The sequence below is a fragment of the Gilliamella sp. B2717 genome (assembly GCF_026536675.1).
GTDB lineage: Bacteria > Pseudomonadota > Gammaproteobacteria > Enterobacterales > Orbaceae > Gilliamella > Gilliamella apicola_I.
Window position 1 is genome coordinate 72407 of record NZ_JAFNNQ010000019.1, and the last position, 22271, is coordinate 94677.

Below are 22271 nucleotides of genomic sequence, written 5' to 3' on the forward strand. Positions count from 1 at the left end.
ATTTCATCAGTTTTTCCATAATGTTTTTGTTCCAATCCTCTATATAAAATCAATAGTTATTTATTTATAATTCGCCTTTTTGAATTTTAATCAAATAATTGAGTGCTTCTTCGTTATTTTGTAATCCATGATAAAAACAGGCATCCCAATTATTGGGTGTTCCGCCATTATTCTCGTAAATTAATTGGATTTCATATAATTTTTTTATGATGTCTTCTAAATTAATTGCGTTTTTTATATATATCTTTGGTGATTCACATAATTTTGTCCATAAATAAGAGAAATGATTCTTGATTCCTGAAGGGATGACAATATTCTTGATGTGCCATTCAACTATAATTTTTTCTTCATCTTTTACATCTATGGCTATAGGAGTAATTAACGGTGCTCGCCAGTCTGGTTTAAAGTGAGATGACATGATTCTTTTTTCAATAAATTTATCAAAATAAGGGTGAATAGGCCTTTCATGTAATATATCTCCTTTTTTTTTTAATGATCGTTCCTTATTGCATCTATCACAAGCAGGTATCAGGTTCTTGGAAAAAAAAGAATATTCTGGAAAGATTGATTTAGGTAAATAATGATCGATTGTTCCATTGCCATGTCTCCCACACATTGGGCATGCACCTTGAATACTTTCTCTCAGCGATTTAATGAATTTAAGTGCTTGTGGCGGGTTATCATATAAAAGATTCATGTGTTGTTTAAATGCCGATAATGAAGGTATTGTTTCTTCTGACAATGAATTAATAAACCAAGGGTTACCATTATGCTTATCATAATGTTCGTAAGATTTTTTAATAATATCGATATAAGATGAAATAAACCGAATATGTTTTCCTTTTCGATTTTTTTGACAAAGTTCATCTAATTGACAGCTATCAATAATTTCTGCGCTATTATATTGTGGAAAATTTAATTTTCTCATATTAATATTCCATATTATTCCTTAGCTGTAAGAGGGCATCTGGACTTATTTCACCAATATACTTATCGAGAATTTCATCGAAGGTTAAATCATCTTTAATGTTATCAACTAATTCATTGTATAGATGGATTAACAGATCATCGCCAAAGATTTCATTTGAGATGCTGGTCACATTAGCGCCTAATGTTTGCATTCGCGGCTGCTTAATTTTGAAATCTACTTCGTCCTTTTCAATAATATGAACTTGTGCACTTTGTACTTCTCTGACAATGTAAGGAGAATGAGTAGCGATTATAGCGATGGATTTTGTGGTCTCTAATACATTATTAAGAATTCTCATAAATTGAGAAATAAGGTTAGGATGTAAAAAAGTTTCTGGTTCATCAATAAGCAGTACTGATGCCGGTCCGACATTGGCAAAAACGTTTAAAATGAAACGGATAAATGTTGATTGTCCTAAACTTGGATGATATTTTTCGTCATTTTTATATATAACGAGATTTTTTTCTCGGTCAATCGTCGCTATCCTATCAAGCCAACGTTGCTCACCATTGTATCGGGCAAAGTTTTTTATTGCGATTTCGTGGTGTTGATCTAGGTTAGCCGAATGATCCACTAAAAGTGGAACTTTTATTGTTAAATCATAAAATTCTTGGGAAATGATATTACATAATTCGGATATTCTATTGTTTCTTAACACATCTACCAATAAATGATTGTCTGTTTTTTCATTAAAAACCCTGTCGTTCTGAATATTAGGATCTAGCTGTGAAATAGAAACACTAGGATTATTGATAAGTTCTTTGTCAATTGAATTAAGTGTTGCATGATGAGCAAACAAAATAACTTGGTTAAAGTCAAGTTGTGGAACAATTGAGATATGTTTTGATTGCCTATCAGCAAGCGCTTTAACGAGTTCTGTCAGTATCGTTGTTTTTCCACATCCATTTTGACCTATTATGGTCGCAATGCGACCCCTTAATTTATTCTGATTGGTAAATTTAAATTCGATTTGAAGAGAATCTAAATTTTTAAACGTAATGTTGAAGGTTTGTTCAGAGTCCGCATTTTCAATGACTTTACCTTGTATAATAGAATATCCATGCCGATAAGCAAAATACGCCTCACTCGTTCTAAGCATAGCTCTACTATACACATCGGTTTTATAAAAATCATCCCACTTTGGTATTCTAGAAGGTTTATCCACATATAAACAAATATCATTTATTTCTTCCAGAATGTTTATTGCTCTTTCAAAACCAATTAATCGGCTGATGGCGCTATAAGATTTTTGATTTGTGAATAAATGAGCAAAAGCTAAATCTATCGAAAAAAGATTTACAAATTTCTCTTTTTTTAGAATTGTAGAAACATACTTATAAGTATTATCTTGATCTTTGAAAGCAAATTTTGAATCAAACCATTCAATTGAATTATCATTTAATCGAATACCTATTTCTGTCGCTAATTGGTATCCAAAATCATTCCAATAACTATCTATTGGTTTTATAAAAACCGATCCTTCTGTTAAAAATTTTGTCGAACAATCAGGAGAACAAAGAAGTATAGTTAACTTTTCCTTTTTTTCCATATTAAAACTGATCCAAAACCAAAATTACCTAAATATGTAATTGTTTTTATATAACACATTTAACATAAATGCAAAGAAAAATGTAATTTAATCAATATGAAAAAATCGTGTTTCATAACGTTTTTTTCTTTTAAAACTCTGTTATATACTTAAGTTGTCACACAATGAATAATTTATCCTAATTTTAGGCGTAATGATTAAGTTTTTTGGAATATTGAATTCATGCTTTATTATTCGCAATCCAAAATTTTAATAATTATCTATAAGTATACTTAGTTATGTTAAAAAAATGGTTATTTATTATTATAGGTAGTGTTTCATTTTTGCTGGGAACGGTAGGCATTTTCGTGCCACTTTTGCCAACAGTACCTTTCTATTTGTTAACCGCATATTTGTGGCTTAATAGTTCAGATCGTCTTTATCGCTGTTTTACTCAAAGTCATTATTATCAAACTTATATACAAAAGATGCTTATTGAGAAAAAAGCATCTAAAAAAAGTTTGTTTAAAATGCTAGCTATGGTTTTTATCGCATTGTTCATCCCATTTATTTTCATTCATTCCTTGCATGTGCGCATTATTTTAGTAATCGTTTTTTTAGCGCATATTGTTATTGGCTTTTATTATTTTAGAAAAAAGAAAATTTAAAGAGAAAAAAAACGTAATTACAGGGTAAGTTACCCTGTAACAATTATAAATATTGCTAATAATCTAGTTCAGACTTTTCTTAATCTCTATAGCAAGTAACGGATTCCACATGGCTCCTGTCGCACTCATCACAGCATCAGCACCGTTTTTAATGAATTGATGATAATGTTCACTTTTGCTAACTCCACCAACACCTATAATGGTAAATTTTAAATCCATTTGTTGACGATATTTATTAAGGCGACTCACCATATCTAATCCAGCCCAACGTATGGCATCGCCACAAATTCCACCTTCCTTTCTATTTTCTCCTAAAGCTGGCTGACCATTTGCGTTAACAGGTTTAGCTGATAAGGTATTAATAGCACTTAATCCATCAATTATCGATCCGACTTTAGTAAGTAATGAAATAATTTTTTCATCATCCGGAAAATAGGCTAGTTTCAATATAAGTGGACGATCGGGAACTGCATTTTTAATTTCATTTACAATGCGTTCTACTTTATCAACATCAAAACAGAGTAATTTACTCGCTCCTTCATTTGGGCAACTCAAGTTTGCTTCAAGAATTGGGGCATTAGTTTCTCTTACTAATTTAGCGGCTAACGCATAATCTTTTTCAATTTCGCCATGTCCTTGTGTTCCTTGAAAGCTACCAATAACATATTGACCTTGACCAGCGGCTTTTACCGCATCAGCCATATCAGGTTGCCAAACATCGGGAGCAAGAGAAGGAACACCAAACGAATTGGTAATTGATAGCGGTTGAGTATAATTTGTATCTGCTAAGACAGTATCAAGATTACTGGATAATTTACCGTTAGGATGAACAGATAGCACATTCGGCAATGGATGACATTTGTGAAATCTTGTTCTTACAGTTTTATAGACGCATAAGTCAAATCCATACGCAAATGCAGCTTTAATATAATTGGCATTTAGAAGGGGACCGGCAGGCATTCCAAATGGTAAATTAACATTAAGATTGAGAAATTGACTGGTTTGGGTTGCGACATGTTCAACGTGACTTAATTGTGTAAAAAGCCCAAAAGGACCGTTTGCATAATTATCTTCGTAACTGATAGTGGGATCGTAAAACGGCGTTAAAGATTTCATAATATCTCCTGTGATGAGCACTTAAAAAAATTCTGAGGAAAGAGGGGTATATTTTTGATAAAAAAAATCCTCCATAAAGGAGGATCAATAAATTGAATTAAAAAAGAGTGATACTTAATTTTGGATAATAATTTTTCTTTTTTCACTCTAATCATTCTTAGGTTCTCTTGTACAAACTTGCATGCATTCTAGCTTAATCTATTCAAACTTCAAGCCAATTATAATGATAAATATGTAACTAAATGAAATAGTTGCAGTGTTTTTTTTTAGATTTATCGTTGCAATATGACTATCTTGGAAACTGTTTTGCTTACTTAAGCTACAATGTTATTTGTTTAGATAAACAAATAGCACATAATACTTTAAAAAATATATAAAAATTTTTGTCTAAAAAATAATACATCAGTACATTAATAGTCTGTTTCGAAGTGGAGAATGATTATAAGTAATGCTATTATTAACAACAGTTAATAAATCTGAATAAAATAATTAGGTATATAATAATGAAAAAAGAAAATATTTTTAAACCCTTCACTTTACCCAATGGCGTTGAATTAAAAAATAGAATAATGATGGCGCCAATGACGACCTGTTCCGGATTTTATGACGGTTCAGTCACGCATGATTTAATCGAGTATTATCGAGATCGAGCAGGTGAAATTGGAACAATCATCGTTGAGTGCGGGTTTGTCGATAATAAAGGATTAGCGTTTCCTGGTGCAATAGGTTTAGATAACGATGATAAAATTGAAGGATTAGCTAAAATTGCGAAAGCAATTAAAGAAAAGGGATCGAAAGCAGTCATTCAAGTTTATCACGGTGGTCGAATGGTTGAGCCAAAACTCATTGGTGGACAATCTCCTGTTGGACCAAGTGCTATCGCAGCCCCTAGAGTAGGCGCAGCAACACCGATCGCATTAACGGCAGACGAAGTCGACGACATGATCGAAAAATTTGGTCAAGCGGTACGTCGTGCTATTGAAGCCGGTTTCGATGGTGTTGAAATCCACGGTGCTAACACTTATTTAATCCAACAATTTTATTCTCCAAATTCAAATCAACGAACCGATAAATGGGGTGGAAGCCGTGATAATCGCTTGCAATTCCCTTTAGCAATCTTAGATATCACACATAAAATGGTTAAACAGTTTGCAACGCCAGAATTTATTGTTGGTTATCGTTTTTCTCCGGAAGAACTGGAAGTACCGGGTATTCGTTTTGATGACTCCATGTATCTACTTGAAAAGTTAGCAGACAAAGGTCTGGATTATATCCATTTTTCAATGGGCGCGATTTTAAGACCTTCAATTGTTGATACCCAAGATCCAACCCCGTTAATCAATAAATATGTGGCAATGCGATCTGCGACATTAGCTAAAATTCCGGTAGTAGGTGTAGGTAATGTGGTTAATCAAATTGATGTAGAAACGGCGATTGATAATGGTTACGATTTGGTCGCTGTTGGTCGAGCATGCATCGCTTATCCAGACTGGATTAGCCGTATTGAAAAAGGTGAACAACTGGAGCTAACTATCAGTAGTGACAAACGTGAAGAATTGAATATCCCTGAACCTTTATGGCGTTTTTCATTAGTTGAAGCATTAATTCGTGATGCAAGTCTAAATAATAAGAAATTCAAACCTGGTCAATATCAAGAAAAAGTTAATGATGAATCTTATGAATTTCTTATTAATGTCGAGTTAGGCAAAGATTTCATTAAAGATATGCAACTTGTGAATGCCAATGAGTTTGATAACCAAGTTTTAGATAATTTTGCAGAAATTAAACAACGAATTATTAATTCAAACAGTCCACATGTGGATGCAATTTCTGGGGCTACATCACAGTGTGAAGCATTCAAAAAAGCCGTTACTAAGGCCATGACACAATCGAATAAAGAAGCCATTATTGCTGAAGGTGGTGATCCAAATGATAAATCTTACGATATTGTTGTTGTGGGAAGCGGGGGTGCAGGGCTGGCTTCTGCAATACGAGCTCATGATTTAGGGGCTAGCGTTGTTGTCGTTGAAAAAATGCCTGTTATTGGCGGAAATACCAATAAAGCGTCTGCTGGTATGAATGCAGCTGAAACTAAATTCCAAAAACTTAAAGGCATCGTTGACAGTAAGGATCTATTCTATAAAGAAACTTTGGCTGGTGGTAAAAATAAAAATAATCCGGAATTACTTCGTTACTTTGTTGAAAATGCCCCCGATGCGATTGATTGGTTAGATGAAAACGGTATTGAACTAAGTGGTATTACGACAACAGGTGGAATGAGTATCGACCGTACACATCGACCAGCAAGTGGTGCAGCTGTTGGCGGATTTTTGATTAGTGGATTGGTAAAAAATCTTAATAAACGTGGTATTGAAGTCATGTTAGATACCAATGTGACAGAAATCGTTACCGAAAATCATAAAGTTGTTGGCGTTAAAGTCATTGAAGAAGACGGCACAAATTATATCATTAAAGCGAAAGCGGTGGTGATTGCAACGGGCGGATTTAGTGCTAACCGTGAAATGGTTGAAAAATATCGTCCTGACTTAAAAGGTTTTGTGACAACCAACCATAAAGGGGCGACAGGTTCTGGTATCATGATCTTAGAAAAACTTGGGGCTGGCACTGTTGATATGGGCGAAATTCAAATCCATCCAACTGTTGAACAAACTACCTCATATTTGATCTCAGAATCTATACGTGGCGGTGGCGCAATTCTTGTTTCTCAAGAAGGAAAACGTTTTGTTAATGAATTAGATACCCGAGATAAAGTTTCAGCGGATATTATCAAATTACCTGAACACTATTCCTATATTTTATTCGATCAACAAGTTCGTGACGAAAACAAAGCCGTTGAAGAGTATGTTTCTAATGATCTCGTTGTTCAAGCAGATTCAATTACTGAATTAGCTAACAAACTTTCTATTGATGCTAATAATCTGTCAAAAACGATTGAACGTTATAATGAGTTTGTAATTAACAAACAAGATGAGGATTTTGGTCGAACGACGGGAATGCGTCATCCAATTAACACCGCACCATTTTATGCAATTAAAATTGCACCGGGTGTTCACCATACAATGGGAGGTGTAACGATAAACACTGAAACACAAGTATTAGATAATGATAAACATGTGATTAAAGGTGTTTTTGCGGCTGGTGAGGTTGTTGGTGGTGTGCATGGAGCAAATCGCATTGGTGGTAATGCTGTTGCTGATATCATTATTTTTGGTATACAAGCAGGTAAAAAAGCCACAGATTACATTAATAGTTAATTGATCTTTGCTAAAAATGGTAAGTTCTACCTACGACTATTCTCAAACATTGATGGGGATGACGGTAACATTGACGCTATTAGAGCAAAATGAAACCGTCGCAAAACTTGCTTTTGCTACCATTAAATTGCTTGAAGATAAATTGACTGTTAACCGCCCAGTTTCGGAGGTTATGTCAATCAATCTTGCAGCAGGCAAACATCCTGTTGAGGTAAGCTTACCTGTATTTTCACTTATTAAACAGGCTTGGCAACTGAGCGTGAATCCCTCAAGTTGTTTTAATATGGCTATCGGCCCTGTCGTCAAACTTTGGAAAATAGGCTTTAAAGGAGATAGTATTCCTGCCGATCATCATATCAAACAACAACTATTATTAACCGATCCATTTGATATAGAATTAAATGATACAACCCATTCTGTTTTTTTAAAAAAAGCAGGAATGGAGATAGATCTTGGTGCTATCGCAAAAGGTTATATCGCCGATGTCATTAAAAATCTGTTACTTGAACATCATATTCACCATGGCATCATAAATTTAGGTGGAAATGTACTAACGTTAGGAGCCTCCCCAATAGAAAAGTCAGGTTGTTGGTGTATAGGGTTAAGAAAACCCTTTTCTTTATCTGATGAGTTAGTAGGTATAATAAAAGTTAAAAATAAATCAGTCGTTACTTCGGGCATTTATGAACGTTATTTTGTGCAAAATAATCGGCTTTATCATCATATTTTCAATCCTTTAACTGGCTATCCTCTTGATAATGAAATTGAAAGCGTTACCGTTATTTCAAATACTTCTCTTGAAGGCGATATTTATTCAACGATTTTTTATGGATTAGGCGTAAATGCCAGTGGTGAATATTTAAAAATACATCCAGATATTTCAGCCATTTTTTTACTAAAAAATAAAACGATGACACTGATCAATCCGAAAAATTTTAATTTTGATCTAATTGATAAACACTATGAAATAAATCTGCATTAAGAACCAATGACAATGAAATTGCTAAACTTTTATTGTTTTAAATGAATTAATTACGTTTTTACATTAAAGAAGGAAATTATTATGAACGCAGTGAAAAAACCACCAGTAAAATGGTTACCGCTCATGATTATTGCTGCTATTTCAGCAATATTATGGCTATTTGTTTCGCCTCCACAAGGAATAAGTACAGAAGGTTGGCGAACAAGCATTATTTTTGTGGCAACGATTGCCTGTATTGTTGCAGAAATTATGCCAATTGGCGCAATTGGCTTATTAGCCATTACGGTTTTTGCTATTTTAAGACCATCTGGTGCAGCTAATGCAACTGAGTCTATCAAGATATCATTAAGTGAATTAAATAGTAGCTTAATTTGGTTGATCGTTGTTGCTTTTATGATTGCGCGAGGATTTATTAAAACTGGTTTAAGCAAACGTATTGCTTATTATTTAGTAAAAATTTTAGGTAAAAACACTTTAGGCTTAGCTTATGGTTTATCTGTAACAGATGTGGCATTGGCGCCTGCCATTCCAAGTACGACAGCTCGTGCTGGTGGTGTGATTTATCCAATCGCTGAAGCGTTATCGATTAACTTTAATTCTAATCCGAAGGATGAATCAAGAAATCGAATTGGCACTTTTTTAATGTTAACCATTAGTCATATCAATGATATTACCTCAGCAATGTTTTTGACTGCATTTACCGGTAATTTATTAGCCGCTAAATTAGTCACAGAAACATTAGGCGTGACATTGGGATGGGGACAGTGGTTTATTGCAGCTATCGTACCTTGTTTAGTTTCTTTTATTGTGATTCCATTAGTCATTTATTTCTTAACCAATCCAGAGCTTAAAAAGACACCTGATGCGCCAAGATTAGCCGTTGAAGAATTGAAAAAAATGGGACCAATTACCGCTAAAGAAATTATTATGGGTGGGACGGTAATTTTATTATTAGGTCTTTGGATTTTCGGTAAAGACTATTTAGGTATTGATGCAACAACGACTGCTTTTATTGGTTTAACGATTTTAATCTTAACTGGTGTACTAAGCTGGGATGATGTGAAAGGTGAAAAAGCGGCATGGGATACCTTAATTTGGTTTGCGGCTTTATTAATGATAGCAGGACAAGTCAATAAGCTAGGTGTTACAAAATGGCTAGGCGATACTATCGGTAGTGCAGTAAAGGGGCATTTAGGTGATAGTAGCTGGGTATTTGTTATCATTATTTTGTGTGTTGCCTATGTTTATTTACACTATTTCTTTGCTAGTGGCAATGCGCATATTGCGGCGCTATTTCCAGTATTCTTATCTGTAGCAGTGGCACTTCATGTTCCACCAATGATTGCGATATTTGCATTAGTTATTTGTACCAACTATTTTGGTTCCATTACCCAATTTGCCAATGCTCGAAATCCGTTGTTATTTGCTGAAGGTTTTGTTCCAGTCAAAACATGGTGGAAAGTAGGATTTATCTGTAGCGTTGTTAACTTAACCATTGTGTTTACCGTTGGTCTTTTGTGGTGGAAAATGTTGGAATTAGGTTAAGAAATAACGTATCTTAAACACTATTCAACAAAAAAACCGTCAGAAATTGGCGGTTTTTTTATCCTCTAATTATGATAATCTCATAACAACATAATCGATAAACTCCAATCATTAATGGCCTGCCAATATTTTTGTTCCTGCTCTAAATCTAATAAAATCAATTTATTACTTTCCACAAAATTAGTGTCAATTTCGAATGTCATTTTGGTCAATTTGTCTTTAACTAATTTTAATCGAAATGCATTCAAATTAATCTCTGTAGAGCGTTGATTATTGATCAGAATGGAGAGCCTGAGTATTTGTAATAATGAAATAATATGTTTAAATTCAAAAAGGCTAAAATAAGGAAATGCTTCAATATTAATTGATTTTCGATGATAACGAACAAGTGTCGATAACAACAGTTGTTGTTCTTCGTTAAATCCCGGCAAATTGCTGTTTTGCAGAATGTAACTTGAATGTTTATGCACAGACGAAAAATTAATTTTTAATCCTACCTCATGTAAAAGTGCTGCCCAATATAAAATGGATTCCACACAAATTGGAATATCGATTTGTGCTTGCTCTTTCCATTGTAAAAAAAAGTATTTTGCTGTTTTGACAACTTGCATAGCATGACGCTGATCGATATTGTAGTGTTTAGATAAAGATTCGGCGGTTGTTTGACGTATGTCTCGATAATTAGGACCACCGATTAATTCATACAAAACCCCTTCACGTAAAGCATTAGAACTATACTGCAACGAACTTAATCCCAATGCATTAAATACACCACAAAATATTGCCAGTCCACTCACAAAAACCTGTTTACGTTCATCAGATAGTGAAGGGTAGGTAATATCATCAAATGTTTCAAAGTCCAATACATAACTAACTAAATCATCTAATCTCTTCGGGGTAATAATACCGTCACTCACACCAAGATCTAATAGAATATGATGAATAGATTTAATGGTTCCTGATGTACCAAAAGCAACCGTAATATTCTGTTTTTTGATAGTACTAATCATGGTTTCAATTTGTTGCTCGGCTGCAAGTTTTGCTCGTTGAAATGACTCTTCATCAATCTTTTGTTGTGGAAAAAAACGTTTATTAAAGGTTACGCAGCCCATTGGACGACTAGCGACAATGATAGGTTTAAGGTCATTGCCTTTGCCAATCGCAATTTCAGTTGATCCTCCGCCAATATCAATAACAAATTTAGTATCAATTGATGAAGTGGGTTCAGCGGTCATAGTACCTAAATAGACTAAACGGGCTTCTTCTTGACCTGAAATAATTTCTATAGGGTAAGGTAATATTTTAGCTGCAGCCTTCAAAAACTTATGCCTGTTTGATGCAACACGAAGTGTGTAAGTTGCAACAATTCTCACATTTTCCGGAGGAAATCCATTTAAACGTTCAGCAAACAGTTCAAGACACTCTATTCCCCGTTTAATACTCGAGTCACTTAATTGATTATTTTCATCTAATCCAGTCGCCAAATGTATATTCTTTTTATTTTTATAAATTATCTGTGTTGCACCATTAATGATTCGTGCAATAATCATATGAAAACTGTTAGAACCGAGATCAATAACCGCATATTCATTAGATTTCTTCACGTTTAGATATCCTTATTGTTTGGCTTCTAATTGTTTTAAATAATCATAAATAGCGTGCTGTGCTCGAATTTTTTTCTTATTACCGCGTTGAACATAATTATTCATGTTTTCTTTATCAATAATTCGTGCTTTGACATTATCATTACATTGGATATTAAAAATATCATGAATAGTTGATTTTAAGATAGGATCAAATATCTTCACACCTACTTCTATGCGGTTATCCAAATTACGTGGCATCCAGTCAGCAGAGGAGATGAAAGTATCTTTTTTACCATCATTTTCAAATATATATACCCGTGCGTGCTCTAAATATTGATCGACGATACTAGTTACATATATATTTTCACTCAGATTGGGAATTTGAGGTTCTAAAACACAGGTTCCTCGAACAATCATTCTAATTTTTACACCTTCGCATGATGCACGGTATAACTGATCTATCATCTCTTTATCAGTGATCGCATTAAGCTTTAAATAGATGCCTGAAGGTTTTCCTGCTTTGGCATTTTGAATTTCTCTTTCAATAAATTCATGAAAACGTAAACGCGTATTTTGAGGGGAAACAAGCAAATGATTGAACGAAACTGGCTTGAATGGATTTTCAATAAAATTAAACACTTTTATTACTTCGTCTGTAATGGCTGGATCGGCGGTTAATAATGAAAAATCTGTATACACACGAGCAGTTTTTTCGTTGAAATTCCCCGATCCAATATGTGCATATCGAACAATCTTGTTTTCTTCACGACGATCAATTAAAAATAGTTTGGCATGAATTTTGAGTTTGGGTTGTGAATAGATAACTTTGATTCCACTACTGAGTAGTCTTTTTGCCCATTTAATATTTGCTTCCTCATCAAATCGAGCCTGAAGTTCAACCACTACGGTGACTTTTTTACCGTTATTAGCAGCATTAATTGCTGCATGGATAAATCGTGAGTCTTTTGCTACCCGATAGATATTCATGCGGATATGGGTTACAGCCGGATCAAATGAAGCTTGTCGCATAATTTCTAATACATGCCCAAACGAGTAGTAAGGGTAATAAAGAAGTACATCACGATCTTTAATCGTCGCAAACGCATTTCTAAACTTTTTAAAGCGATTATAAGCCAAACTCGGTAATCGTTTATTTAAAAGGTTTTTTCCACCAAGATCAGGAAAGTTAGCCAGATCTTTAAAATTAGGGTAACGTCCACCTGGCATGGCATCTTGTTCAGTTAATCTTAATTTACTGATTAATAACTCAAATAATGCTTTAGGCATATCTTTTTGATAAGTAAAACGAACAGGTTGTGCCGTCAATCGCTGCTTCAATCCTTGAGACATTAATTCTAACAAACTGTCTAATTCTGTATTTAATTCATATTCTGCATCTCGATTGATATTGATTGAATATGCATTCAGTTCTGTGGCATCAAAAAAGACTTTGAAGATATCAGATAAACAATAACGAAGGATGTTATCCAAAAAGATAATTGATTTATTTTTGGTTGATACTTCTGACGGCAAAAGTACAAATCGAGGTGCGTTGTCGGTTGGTAACTCAAGCAGGGCATAACTTATCTTTTCATCACAGATAATTTCAACGGCCAAATAAGCATGATCATCTTTTAAAAATTGGATCAGTTCTGTGTGACTATCCAGTAATATTGGGGTAATGTATTGTCTTAAATTCTGTTTATAATAGTTTTTTATCCAATCTTCCTGATAAGATGAAAGTTGTCTCTCATTAATTAAGAAAATTTGATTTCTTGCCATTTCAAGTAATAATTCGTTATACAGTTGATCAAACTGGAGTTCAAGTTGTATGACTTTCTGATTAACTTGCCTTAATAATAACTTTGCGTTAGAAGTAGCGGACTGTCCTTGTTCCTGTTCAATTAATACATATTTTTTCAAATTGGCGTATTGTACTTTATAAAATTCATCGAGATTGCTGGAATAAATGCCTAAAAATCGAACACGCTCAATAAGTGGATTACTTTTGTCTGCTGCTTCTTGTAAAACACGTTGATTAAAAGCAAGCCAACTAAGTTCTTTGGGAAAATACACTTTTTCTTGTAGCATTCTTTATCTCTTAAAATACAATAATGAAATTTAATACAGGATAACTTAACTTAAAAAAAAAGCTAGCATAACGCTAGCTTTTAATTTAAATATATTAAACAATTTTTGCTTTAAAGCAACTTTACCTAAATACGGTGAACTGAAGTGGTATTCGTTGTGCCACTTGGTACTAAAGCACCTGATACCATGACAATAGTATCACCTTGTTGTAAACCACAAATTTTTACAGCTAACTCTTTACCTAAACGGTAAAAATCATCTGTTGAATTAATAGCATCAATTAAAATTGGCTCAACACCTTTTGTTAGGGCTAATTGATTAACCGTTTTTTGACTTGATGATAATGCTAAAATACGCGCTCTAGGGAAATAATGACGGACTTCACGAGCAGATTTACCACTACGAGTTGCAACAACAATCAAAGGCGCACTTAGACGTTCTGCAATTTCTACCGCACCACAACAAACAGCCGCAGTAATACGTAATTTTTCTTCTTTGGCAGTAAGCTCTAAAGAAGCAGGAATAGTAATGTCTGTACGTTTACAGATAGTCGCCATAACATTAACGGTTTCTAATGGGTATTTACCTTTAGCACTTTCGCCTGAAAGCATGACTGCATCAGTTCCGTCAATAATGGCATTTGCCACGTCACCCGCTTCAGCACGAGTAGGGCGTGGGTTTTTAATCATAGAGTCAAGCATTTGAGTTGCAGTAATAACAGGTTTAGAAGCTTTATTACATTTTTGAATCATCATTTTTTGAGCAAAAATAACTTCTTCAACCGCAATTTCCACACCTAAATCACCACGAGCAACCATGATACCGTCAGATGCTTCCAAAATTTCATCAAAATTATCTAATCCTTCTTGGTTTTCAATTTTAGAGATAATTTTAATCTCTTCACCACCATGAGATTTCAAATGTGCGCGAATATCTTCAACATCTGAGCGTTTACGAATAAATGACGCAGCGATAAAATCAACACCTTGTTCACAACCAAAAATAAGGTCATTTTTATCTTTTTCTGCAAGTGCCGGTAATTTTATTGAAACACCAGGTAAATTAATACCTTTGTTTTCACCTAAATCACCATTATTCAATACGGTACAGATGACTTCGTTGCCTTTTATTTCTTTGACTTCCATCGCAATTAAGCCATCATCAACAAGAACGCGATTACCCACTTTGAGATCTTGAGCAAATCCTTTATATGTTACAGCTACGCGCTCAGCGTTCCCAATGACTGTTTCGTCAGTTGTGAATGTGAATGTTTGACCTGCAACTAGTGAAACGTCATTCCCACCTTCCAATTTAATTGTACGAATTTCAGGACCTTTAGTATCAAGCATAATTGCTGCTTTTAAACCTGTTTCTTGCATGACTTCACGTAGGTTTTTGATACGATTTCCATGTTCTTCATAATCACCATGGGAAAAGTTCAAACGCATTACGTTCATGCCTGCATTTAATAACTTAGCTAGCATTTCTTTTGATTCTGATTTTGGTCCAATAGTACAAACGATTTTTGTCTTTTTCATAATATTATCTACTAGTTGTTAAGGTTGAAGTTTAATTTGAAATAAACTGTTTTTAATTATGTTCACGCAAAAAAAAACCAATGCCCATGCATTGGTATGTAATAAGTTAGCAGTAACCCGAAAAGTTACTTGTATTAACTGCAATCTTTGAAAAATTAAATATTTTCATCAAAAAATATATATCCTTAAAAATCTGTGTTTATTATAGTCTTAACCACACTTTAAATAAAGTTTTTTATCAAAAAAACTAGATTATATTTGACGAAAACAAAAGAAGAATCATCCTAATTAACGAATACAAATGGCAAGATGTTCTTAACGACATTCATTGCTATTACATCAGATCTTTAAGTTGATAAATGAGTTCATTGCTTTCATTTTTCAATGTCAATTGATCTTTGTTCAAGCTGACTTTTGCACCTTCTGTAATCATTTGGGTAATAATGCCATCTAACTTATCTAATTGTTCATCATTACAAAGCATCTTTGTCATACCAACGCCTGCACCTTTGATTGTTTCATTTTCTAAGGTGACTTTTGCGACAAATCGGTTACACATTTTTCCAGTAATATTCATATTTTCGCCAAACTCAAGTTCTGCAGCTTTATCTGAAGAAACATCTTGTCCATTCGCTTTTACCAATACAAAATGGTGATGTAACAAATCTTCAGCTTTAATTTTATTTGATTCTCCACATCCAGTTACTACTAAAGCTCCTACAAATAATGATGTTAATAGTAATGTCTTTTTCATCTTAACTCCTAATGATAGTTTAAATTTGTTATAATAGATTTAATTAAAATTACTTACAAATATTTTACTCTTTATGTTATCTCAACAGCAAATTAAATTTCTAGAATCAATGACTTTCTTAGACAAGCATAAAATATTGAAGCTTGCTAAGAATAATCAAGATCTAGCAAAAATCAATTTAGCGGTAACTCAAGCTGTTTCACATTATCAAGCAAGATTGACGTCTTTACCTGCACAGATTGAATATTCGTCTAATTTACCTGTGGCTGAAAAAAAATCAGAAATTTACCATGCGATTCAGCAGCACCAAGTGGTAATTATTGCAGGTGAAACTGGTTCCGGTAAAACAACACAAATTCCTAAAATCTGTTTAGAATTAGGTTTAGGTGTAAAAGGATATATTGGACATACCCAACCAAGGCGGCTTGCAGCCCGTTCTGTCGCTAATCGCATAGCGGAAGAGTTAAATACCGAAATAGGGCAGTTAGTCGGTTATAAAGTCAGATTTTCTGATCAGGTTAGTGATACCACATTGATAAAATTAATGACTGATGGCATTTTGCTGGCTGAAATTCAAAAAGATAAACTTTTATTGCAATACGATACTATCATTATCGATGAAGCTCATGAACGTAGTCTTAATATTGATTTTATTTTGGGATATCTGAAACAATTGTTACCTAAACGCCCTGATTTGAAAGTGATCATAACGTCTGCAACCATTGATGTTGAGCGATTTTCTAACCATTTTAATCATGCGCCTATTATAGAAGTATCTGGAAGAACCTATCCTGTCGAGGTACGATATCGTCCGCCAATATATGATAACGAAGATGATAAAGAGATTAACAAAAATAGTGATTTTCAACCTATCATTGATGCAATTGATGAGTTATCAAAAGAGAGTTCAGGTGATATTTTAATATTTTTAACTGGTGAGCGAGAAATACGTGATTTAGCCGATACACTAAACAAGCTTGAATTACGTCATACCGATATATTACCGTTATACGCTAGGTTATCTGCTTCCGAGCAAAACCGTATTTTTCAACCACATTCTAAACGACGCATTGTGCTTGCTACCAATGTAGCGGAAACTTCATTAACCGTACCCGGAATTAAATATGTCATCGATCCTGGATTGGCCAGAATAAGTCGCTACAGTTATCGAACTAAAGTTCAACGTTTACCGATTGAACCTATATCGCAGGCTTCAGCTAATCAACGAAAAGGTCGATGTGGACGTACTTCAGATGGTATTTGTATTCGTCTTTATGATGAACAAGATTTTTTATCTCGCCCTGAATTTACCGACCCTGAAATCTTACGTACAAATCTTGCTTCTGTCATATTACAAATGACATCGTTAGGTTTGGGTGATATAGCTGCTTTTCCTTTTGTCGAGGCTCCCGATTCAAAATATATTCGTGATGGAATTCGTTTATTAGAAGAACTTGGTGCCATATTCACCAAGCATCATCAATACCATTTAACTCAAATAGGCAAAATTTTGGCACAATTACCGATTGATCCTAGATTAGCCAGAATGTTAGTTGAAGCAAGACGATTAGGTTGCACTAAAGAAGTTATGATAGTAACCGCAGCGTTGTCAATTCAAGACCCAAGAGAACGCCCTTTTGATAAACAACAGGCTTCTGATGAGAAGCACAAACATTTTGCAGATAAAGATTCAGATTTTATTTCTCTTATTAATTTATGGAATTATATTCAAGAGCAACAAACCCTGTTATCGGGTAATCAGTTTAGAAAGTTATGCCCGAAAGAGTATTTGAATTATCTCCGCATTCGTGAATGGCAAGACGTCTATACTCAAATTCGTCAGACCATTAAACAATTATCTTTTCCAATCAATAGTCAACCCGCAGATTATCGATCATTACATGTGGCTTTATTAAGTGGTCTACTTTCACATATTGGTTTAAAAGAGATTGAAAGAAACGAATACCTTGGTGCTCGAAATATCAAGTTTGCCATTTTTCCAAATTCAGTGTTATTTAAAACTCAACCTAAATGGTGCGTTGCCAGTGAGCTTGTTGAAACCAGCCGACTATGGGGGAGAACAGTAGCTAAAATTGATGCAGAATGGATTGAACCCATAGCTAAACATTTAGTGAAATACAGCTATAGTGAACCTAGGTGGTCAAAAAAACAGGGCACTACAATTGCAAATGAAAAAGTGACATTATTTGGATTGCCTATAGTCCAAAATCGAATTGTAAATTACAGCCAGATAGATCCTGTGTTATCCCGTCACTTTTTTATAAGACATGCTTTGGTAGAAGGGGATTGGATTACTAATCATAAATTTTATAAACTAAACCAAAAGTTGATTAATGAAGTCGAAGATCTTGAACACAAATCCCGTCGTCAAGACATTTTAATCGATGATGATCAGTTATTTGATTTCTATGATCAGCGTATTGATAAATCAATTGTTTCAGTTAAACATTTTGACAATTGGTGGAAGCAAAAGCAAAAAACTTCACCTGATTTTCTCAATTTTGAAAAACAGATGTTAATTAACCAATCAGCACAATTGATTGATTTAACTCAGTTCCCTGATTATTGGTATCAAGATCAATTCAAACTGCCTCTTAATTATGAGTTTGATTTAGGTAATAATCGTGACGGTGTCACTGTTAGAATTCCTATTGATATATTGAATCAAATCAAAAATGATGGATTTGACTGGCAAGTACCCGGTTTTAGAAAAGAATTGATAGTATCCCTTATTAAATCATTACCTAAGTCTTTACGGCGCAGTTTGGTTCCTGCACCTAATTATGCTGAAGCATTCTTAAGTAGAGTAACATCGATCAAACATCCGTTACTTGAAACATTAGAGCATGAATTTCGAAAAATGACGGGGGTTCAAATTACTCATGAGGATTGGCAGTGGGATCAAGTTCCAAATTATTTAAGAATTACCTTTAGCATTATAGATAATCAAGGTAATGAAATTGCTCATGGCAAAGATCTTAATCTTTTAAAAGAGCAATTAAAAGCTAAAATACAATCAGCATTATCCTCATTGACTACTAAAAAATCAGCAAATCCAATTGAGTTAAATAACCTAACCGATTGGACATTTGGTACCCTACCGGCTATTTATGAAGAAAAACAAAAAAATTACACAGTCAAAGCATATCCAGCCATTGTAGATGATCATAAATCAGTCAGCATTAAGTTAGTCGATAATCAAATCGAGCAACAGCGATTAACTAAACTTGGTTTAAGACGTCTTCTCATGATAAATATTCCTTCACCAATCAAATATTTACATGAAAAGTTACCGAATAAATCTAAATTAGGTCTCTATTTTAACTCATTTGGTACTGTGCTCGATCTTATTGATGATTGTATAGCCTGTGGCATTGACTATTTGATTGGAAAGAATAATAAACTTATTCAAACTGCTGAGCAGTATCAACAATTACTTGAATATACAAAAGCGAATATTAACCAAGTTGTGGTTGATATAGCCAAACAAGTAGAAGCCATCTTAACACTTCATTTTAATATTAATAAAAGGTTGAAAGGGCGTGTCGATTTATCTTTAGCTTTTGCCTTATCTGATATTAAAAATCAGCTTAATCATTTAGTTTATAAGGGGTTTGTTGCACAATCAGGTTACCACAGATTAAATGATATCTATCGATATTTATCCGCAATTGAAAAACGAATTGAAAAATTAATGCTTAATACGGCAAAAGATAGACAATCAATGAATATTATTGAGGAAATTCAGAATTATTATCATCACTTTTTATGTAGCCTTTCAAAAAATCAGAAATTAGATAATCGTGTTCTTGAAATACGCTGGATGATAGAAGAGTTAAGAGTTAACTTATTTGCACAGCAGATGGGCACTCCTTATCCAATATCAGCTAAAAGAATTAAACAACAGATTGAGTTGATAAAATCAGAATTATAATAAATTAGCCTATTAGAGAAGGGCGCTAATGCGCCCAAATTAAAGATTAACGATATAAGTCAACAAACACGGTAATATTAGGGCCATTTGTATCTTGTGCAATTCTAGCAATATGATAATACTTGGCACCAGCTTCTATCGCTCTTTTACCTGCTTGATATGAAATTTCCTGATCTGTGACATAATAGCCACGGAATTTTATTGTATTGAAAGGAACCATTTTAGCTGCTGTTCCATCATTTAATTCTTGAATTTTACGACCATCCGAAAGAGTGACAGTGTAACGATTTACGCGCTGTGGTTCGCTCATGACTTCAGGTTTTTCTGAAGTAGTAGTATTAGTTTGTGCTGTTGTAATAGTCGTTGTAGTCGAATTAGTAGAAGAAGCAGTATCGATAACTTTGACTTTGTTATTAAATTTATCAGCATAAAACTTTTCATTAAATGCAGATGGTGAATAATACCCCGGTCTTTCAACTTGCATTGCGGCTTCGCCACCTTGGGCTAAAGCTAATTGTCCTGCTTCGGAATCATAAGGGATTGCATTTTCAGGTTGAAGTTTACGCTCTGGTGCATCTTTCTTAAATAAATAGGCAACAACCTGCAAATTACTTCCTAATTCTGAACGATTATCAATATAGTAAGCATAAGCACCTTTGTTTAAAGCTTCTTTTGCAATTGATTGATTAATATCATATTCACTTGGGAAATAACCACGAATACGAACAATATCATAAGGTTCTAGACGAATAGCTTTAGATTTAGGGTATTCGTAGACTCCACCAAATTGGCGAAAGCTGTCATTTTTCTCTTCGGCTTTAGGTGCATTAGCTTTGTACAATTTAGCATAAACAATACGCAAAGTATCATTAGAAGGGCTGATATTTGTCGTTGTAATATAGAAAGACGCAGCACCTTCTTTGTCTGCTGCTTTAGACATAGCCAACACATAATCGCTATCAGTATAAAATGCACCTCGAACAGAAATTTGTTTGAAAGACTGCAAGTTGCTTGCTTGTTCTTCAGTTAACTGCTGAGCCGCATAAGAATACATAGGAACAAATGTAACCATAGCAGCAATAAGTGTTTTCTTTAAACTCGTCATATTCTATAAACCTTACAATTTTTAAATCGTATATTAAATATTTGTTATTTTAACATAAAAAAATCAGTTACCTAAACTTATTAGCGCATTTAAATTTTTAATGAAAATATATCTGCCTTTAACGTGTAAAATATCTTGTTCTTGTAGTTTCGACAAAATTCGGCTAACAGTTTCAATCGTTAAACCTAAATAATTTGCTATATCACTACGGCTCATAGATAACTTTATGTTTAGTGATGTGTGACCACGATTTTCATATCTTCTATAAAGAGAATATATAAAATAGGCTAGGCGTTCATCAGCCTTTTTCTGAGAATAACATAAAATTAATTTTTGATAGTTATAAATGTCATTACTTAATAACCTAAATATCATGCTTCTGACACAAGCATTTGATTCAACTAAAGACATTAGTTCTTCATAACGCAATTCACAAGCTAAAGTATTAGTAAGCGCTTTAATGTTGTTATTATATATTTTAGTTGATATAGAATCCAGTCCAACAATATCACCAGGTAGATAAAAGCCATTAATCTGTTCTTTATTGTCTGATGTTGTCACATAGGTTTTTACAGCACCAGAATGAATAATAAAAAACCGAGTAAAATCAGTGCTCTTGGATACTATGAGTTCATCTTTAGCATAAGTCTTTTTACGTTCCAAAACATTATTTAAAGTATTATTTAATAACATTGGTAGACATAAAGAGCCTATACTGCATAATTCGCAAGGAACTGAATAACTTTTTGATCGTATATTCTTATTGGTAGTTTGCATAATAAATTAATCATTAATCCAAGTTCAGTTCTAGCCAAGAGTAACATATTTTTATGATAAAACAACAATTGGCCAATTCATATAGTTTAAATTATTAATCAACAAAACGTTCATTTAGTTTAAATTAACAGAAGGCAAGCATTAAAATAAGCATAATAATGAAAAGTATTAATAGGTGTTAGCAATTATATACTAAAGATAATCGATTTTATATTATGATATTGACTATCACTCTAAAAGGTTAAATTACGGTTTGATCTGATAGTTAAAGAACTTTTAATCAATTTTGAATTGAAAGTAGGGTTTAGCAAAACGGTGATATAACTGAAAATCATTTTAAGTTCGTAATAATGAATGCATTTAACATAATATACATTATCC

General features: G+C 33.6%; 14 protein-coding genes. 5 read left to right on the top strand and 9 right to left on the bottom strand.

From position 1 onward, the window contains the following. Nucleotides 1-64: 64 nt before the first annotated feature. Nucleotides 65-928 carry an HNH endonuclease gene (locus J3U35_RS04125; protein ID WP_267359749.1) on the bottom strand — a complete coding sequence of 288 codons (864 nt, stop codon included), beginning with the start codon at nt 926-928 and terminating at the stop codon, nt 65-67. A gap of 1 nt (nt 929) precedes the next feature. Next, complete coding sequence (locus tag J3U35_RS04130) at nt 930-2519, bottom strand: ATP-dependent nuclease (protein ID WP_267359751.1); 1590 nt, start codon at nt 2517-2519, stop codon at nt 930-932. Between the two features lie 278 nt (nt 2520-2797). Between J3U35_RS04130 and J3U35_RS04135 the strand changes: the two genes are divergently transcribed. Continuing rightward, on the top strand, nt 2798-3166 hold the full coding sequence (locus J3U35_RS04135) for a YbaN family protein (RefSeq protein ID WP_267359753.1): 369 nt from the start codon (nt 2798-2800) through the stop codon (nt 3164-3166). Between the two features lie 63 nt (nt 3167-3229). Here the strand turns inward: J3U35_RS04135 and J3U35_RS04140 are convergent, their stop codons facing one another. Continuing rightward, entirely contained in the window at nt 3230-4282 is a 1053-nt protein-coding gene (locus tag J3U35_RS04140) for a hypothetical protein (protein ID WP_267359755.1), read from the bottom strand. A 503-nt stretch (nt 4283-4785) separates the two neighbouring features. On the opposite strand from J3U35_RS04140, the gene J3U35_RS04145 reads away from it, so the two are divergent. From J3U35_RS04145 to J3U35_RS04155, 3 genes are all read left to right on the top strand, one after another. Next, the gene (locus J3U35_RS04145; protein WP_267359756.1) at nt 4786-7557 is read left to right on the top strand and encodes a flavocytochrome c; all 2772 of its coding nucleotides are present in this window, start codon (nt 4786-4788) and stop codon (nt 7555-7557) included. Nucleotides 7558-7573: 16 nt separating this feature from the next. After that, nucleotides 7574-8539 (top strand): FAD:protein FMN transferase, encoded by a 966-nt coding sequence (locus tag J3U35_RS04150; protein ID WP_267359758.1) that lies wholly within the window; start codon nt 7574-7576, stop codon nt 8537-8539. Between the two features lie 81 nt (nt 8540-8620). Next, on the top strand, nt 8621-10084 hold the full coding sequence (locus tag J3U35_RS04155) for a DASS family sodium-coupled anion symporter (protein WP_267359759.1): 1464 nt from the start codon (nt 8621-8623) through the stop codon (nt 10082-10084). 80 nt (nt 10085-10164) lie between these two features. On the opposite strand, the gene J3U35_RS04160 is transcribed toward J3U35_RS04155, so the two are convergent. From J3U35_RS04160 to J3U35_RS04175, 4 genes are all read right to left on the bottom strand, one after another. Next, nucleotides 10165-11634 carry an exopolyphosphatase gene (locus J3U35_RS04160; RefSeq protein ID WP_411598954.1) on the bottom strand — a complete coding sequence of 490 codons (1470 nt, stop codon included), beginning with the start codon at nt 11632-11634 and terminating at the stop codon, nt 10165-10167. Between the two features lie 66 nt (nt 11635-11700). Then, nucleotides 11701-13761 (bottom strand): polyphosphate kinase 1, encoded by a 2061-nt coding sequence (gene ppk1 / locus J3U35_RS04165; protein WP_267350947.1) that lies wholly within the window; start codon nt 13759-13761, stop codon nt 11701-11703. Between the two features lie 125 nt (nt 13762-13886). Continuing rightward, nucleotides 13887-15299, bottom strand: coding sequence for a pyruvate kinase PykF (pykF, locus tag J3U35_RS04170; protein WP_267350949.1), 1413 nt, complete (start codon nt 15297-15299; stop codon nt 13887-13889). A 334-nt stretch (nt 15300-15633) separates the two neighbouring features. Then, entirely contained in the window at nt 15634-16053 is a 420-nt protein-coding gene (locus J3U35_RS04175; RefSeq protein ID WP_267359761.1) for an META domain-containing protein, read from the bottom strand. Nucleotides 16054-16126: 73 nt separating this feature from the next. Here J3U35_RS04175 and hrpA point away from each other — a divergent pair, with 73 nt between their 5' ends. Beyond that, nucleotides 16127-20008 carry an ATP-dependent RNA helicase HrpA gene (gene hrpA, locus J3U35_RS04180; RefSeq protein WP_416380675.1) on the top strand — a complete coding sequence of 1294 codons (3882 nt, stop codon included), beginning with the start codon at nt 16127-16129 and terminating at the stop codon, nt 20006-20008. Nucleotides 20009-20054: 46 nt separating this feature from the next. Here hrpA and J3U35_RS04185 read toward each other — a convergent pair whose 3' ends face one another. After that, nucleotides 20055-21113, bottom strand: a complete 1059-nt coding sequence (locus J3U35_RS04185) for a YdgH/BhsA/McbA-like domain containing protein (protein WP_267359765.1) — start codon at nt 21111-21113, stop codon at nt 20055-20057. Between the two features lie 63 nt (nt 21114-21176). Then, nucleotides 21177-21806 carry a helix-turn-helix domain-containing protein gene (locus J3U35_RS04190; RefSeq protein ID WP_218837296.1) on the bottom strand — a complete coding sequence of 210 codons (630 nt, stop codon included), beginning with the start codon at nt 21804-21806 and terminating at the stop codon, nt 21177-21179. Nucleotides 21807-22271: the final 465 nt, after the last annotated feature.

What these genes read in the sequence shown, in the direction of transcription:
- J3U35_RS04175 (WP_267359761.1), bottom strand. Translation starts at nt 16,053, where the DNA reads ATGAAAAAGACATTACTATTAACATCATTATTTGTAGGAGCTTTAGTA.
- J3U35_RS04145 (WP_267359756.1), top strand. Translation starts at nt 4,786, where the DNA reads ATGAAAAAAGAAAATATTTTTAAACCCTTCACTTTACCCAATGGCGTT.
- J3U35_RS04190 (WP_218837296.1), bottom strand. Translation starts at nt 21,806, where the DNA reads ATGTTATTAAATAATACTTTAAATAATGTTTTGGAACGTAAAAAGACT.
- J3U35_RS04150 (WP_267359758.1), top strand. Translation starts at nt 7,574, where the DNA reads ATGGTAAGTTCTACCTACGACTATTCTCAAACATTGATGGGGATGACG.
- pykF (WP_267350949.1), bottom strand. Translation starts at nt 15,299, where the DNA reads ATGAAAAAGACAAAAATCGTTTGTACTATTGGACCAAAATCAGAATCA.
- J3U35_RS04140 (WP_267359755.1), bottom strand. Translation starts at nt 4,282, where the DNA reads ATGAAATCTTTAACGCCGTTTTACGATCCCACTATCAGTTACGAAGAT.
- ppk1 (WP_267350947.1), bottom strand. Translation starts at nt 13,761, where the DNA reads ATGCTACAAGAAAAAGTGTATTTTCCCAAAGAACTTAGTTGGCTTGCT.
- J3U35_RS04135 (WP_267359753.1), top strand. Translation starts at nt 2,798, where the DNA reads ATGTTAAAAAAATGGTTATTTATTATTATAGGTAGTGTTTCATTTTTG.
- J3U35_RS04155 (WP_267359759.1), top strand. Translation starts at nt 8,621, where the DNA reads ATGAACGCAGTGAAAAAACCACCAGTAAAATGGTTACCGCTCATGATT.
- J3U35_RS04185 (WP_267359765.1), bottom strand. Translation starts at nt 21,113, where the DNA reads ATGACGAGTTTAAAGAAAACACTTATTGCTGCTATGGTTACATTTGTT.
- J3U35_RS04160 (WP_411598954.1), bottom strand. Translation starts at nt 11,634, where the DNA reads ATGATTATTGCACGAATCATTAATGGTGCAACACAGATAATTTATAAA.
- J3U35_RS04130 (WP_267359751.1), bottom strand. Translation starts at nt 2,519, where the DNA reads ATGGAAAAAAAGGAAAAGTTAACTATACTTCTTTGTTCTCCTGATTGT.
- J3U35_RS04125 (WP_267359749.1), bottom strand. Translation starts at nt 928, where the DNA reads ATGAGAAAATTAAATTTTCCACAATATAATAGCGCAGAAATTATTGAT.
- hrpA (WP_416380675.1), top strand. Translation starts at nt 16,127, where the DNA reads ATGTTATCTCAACAGCAAATTAAATTTCTAGAATCAATGACTTTCTTA.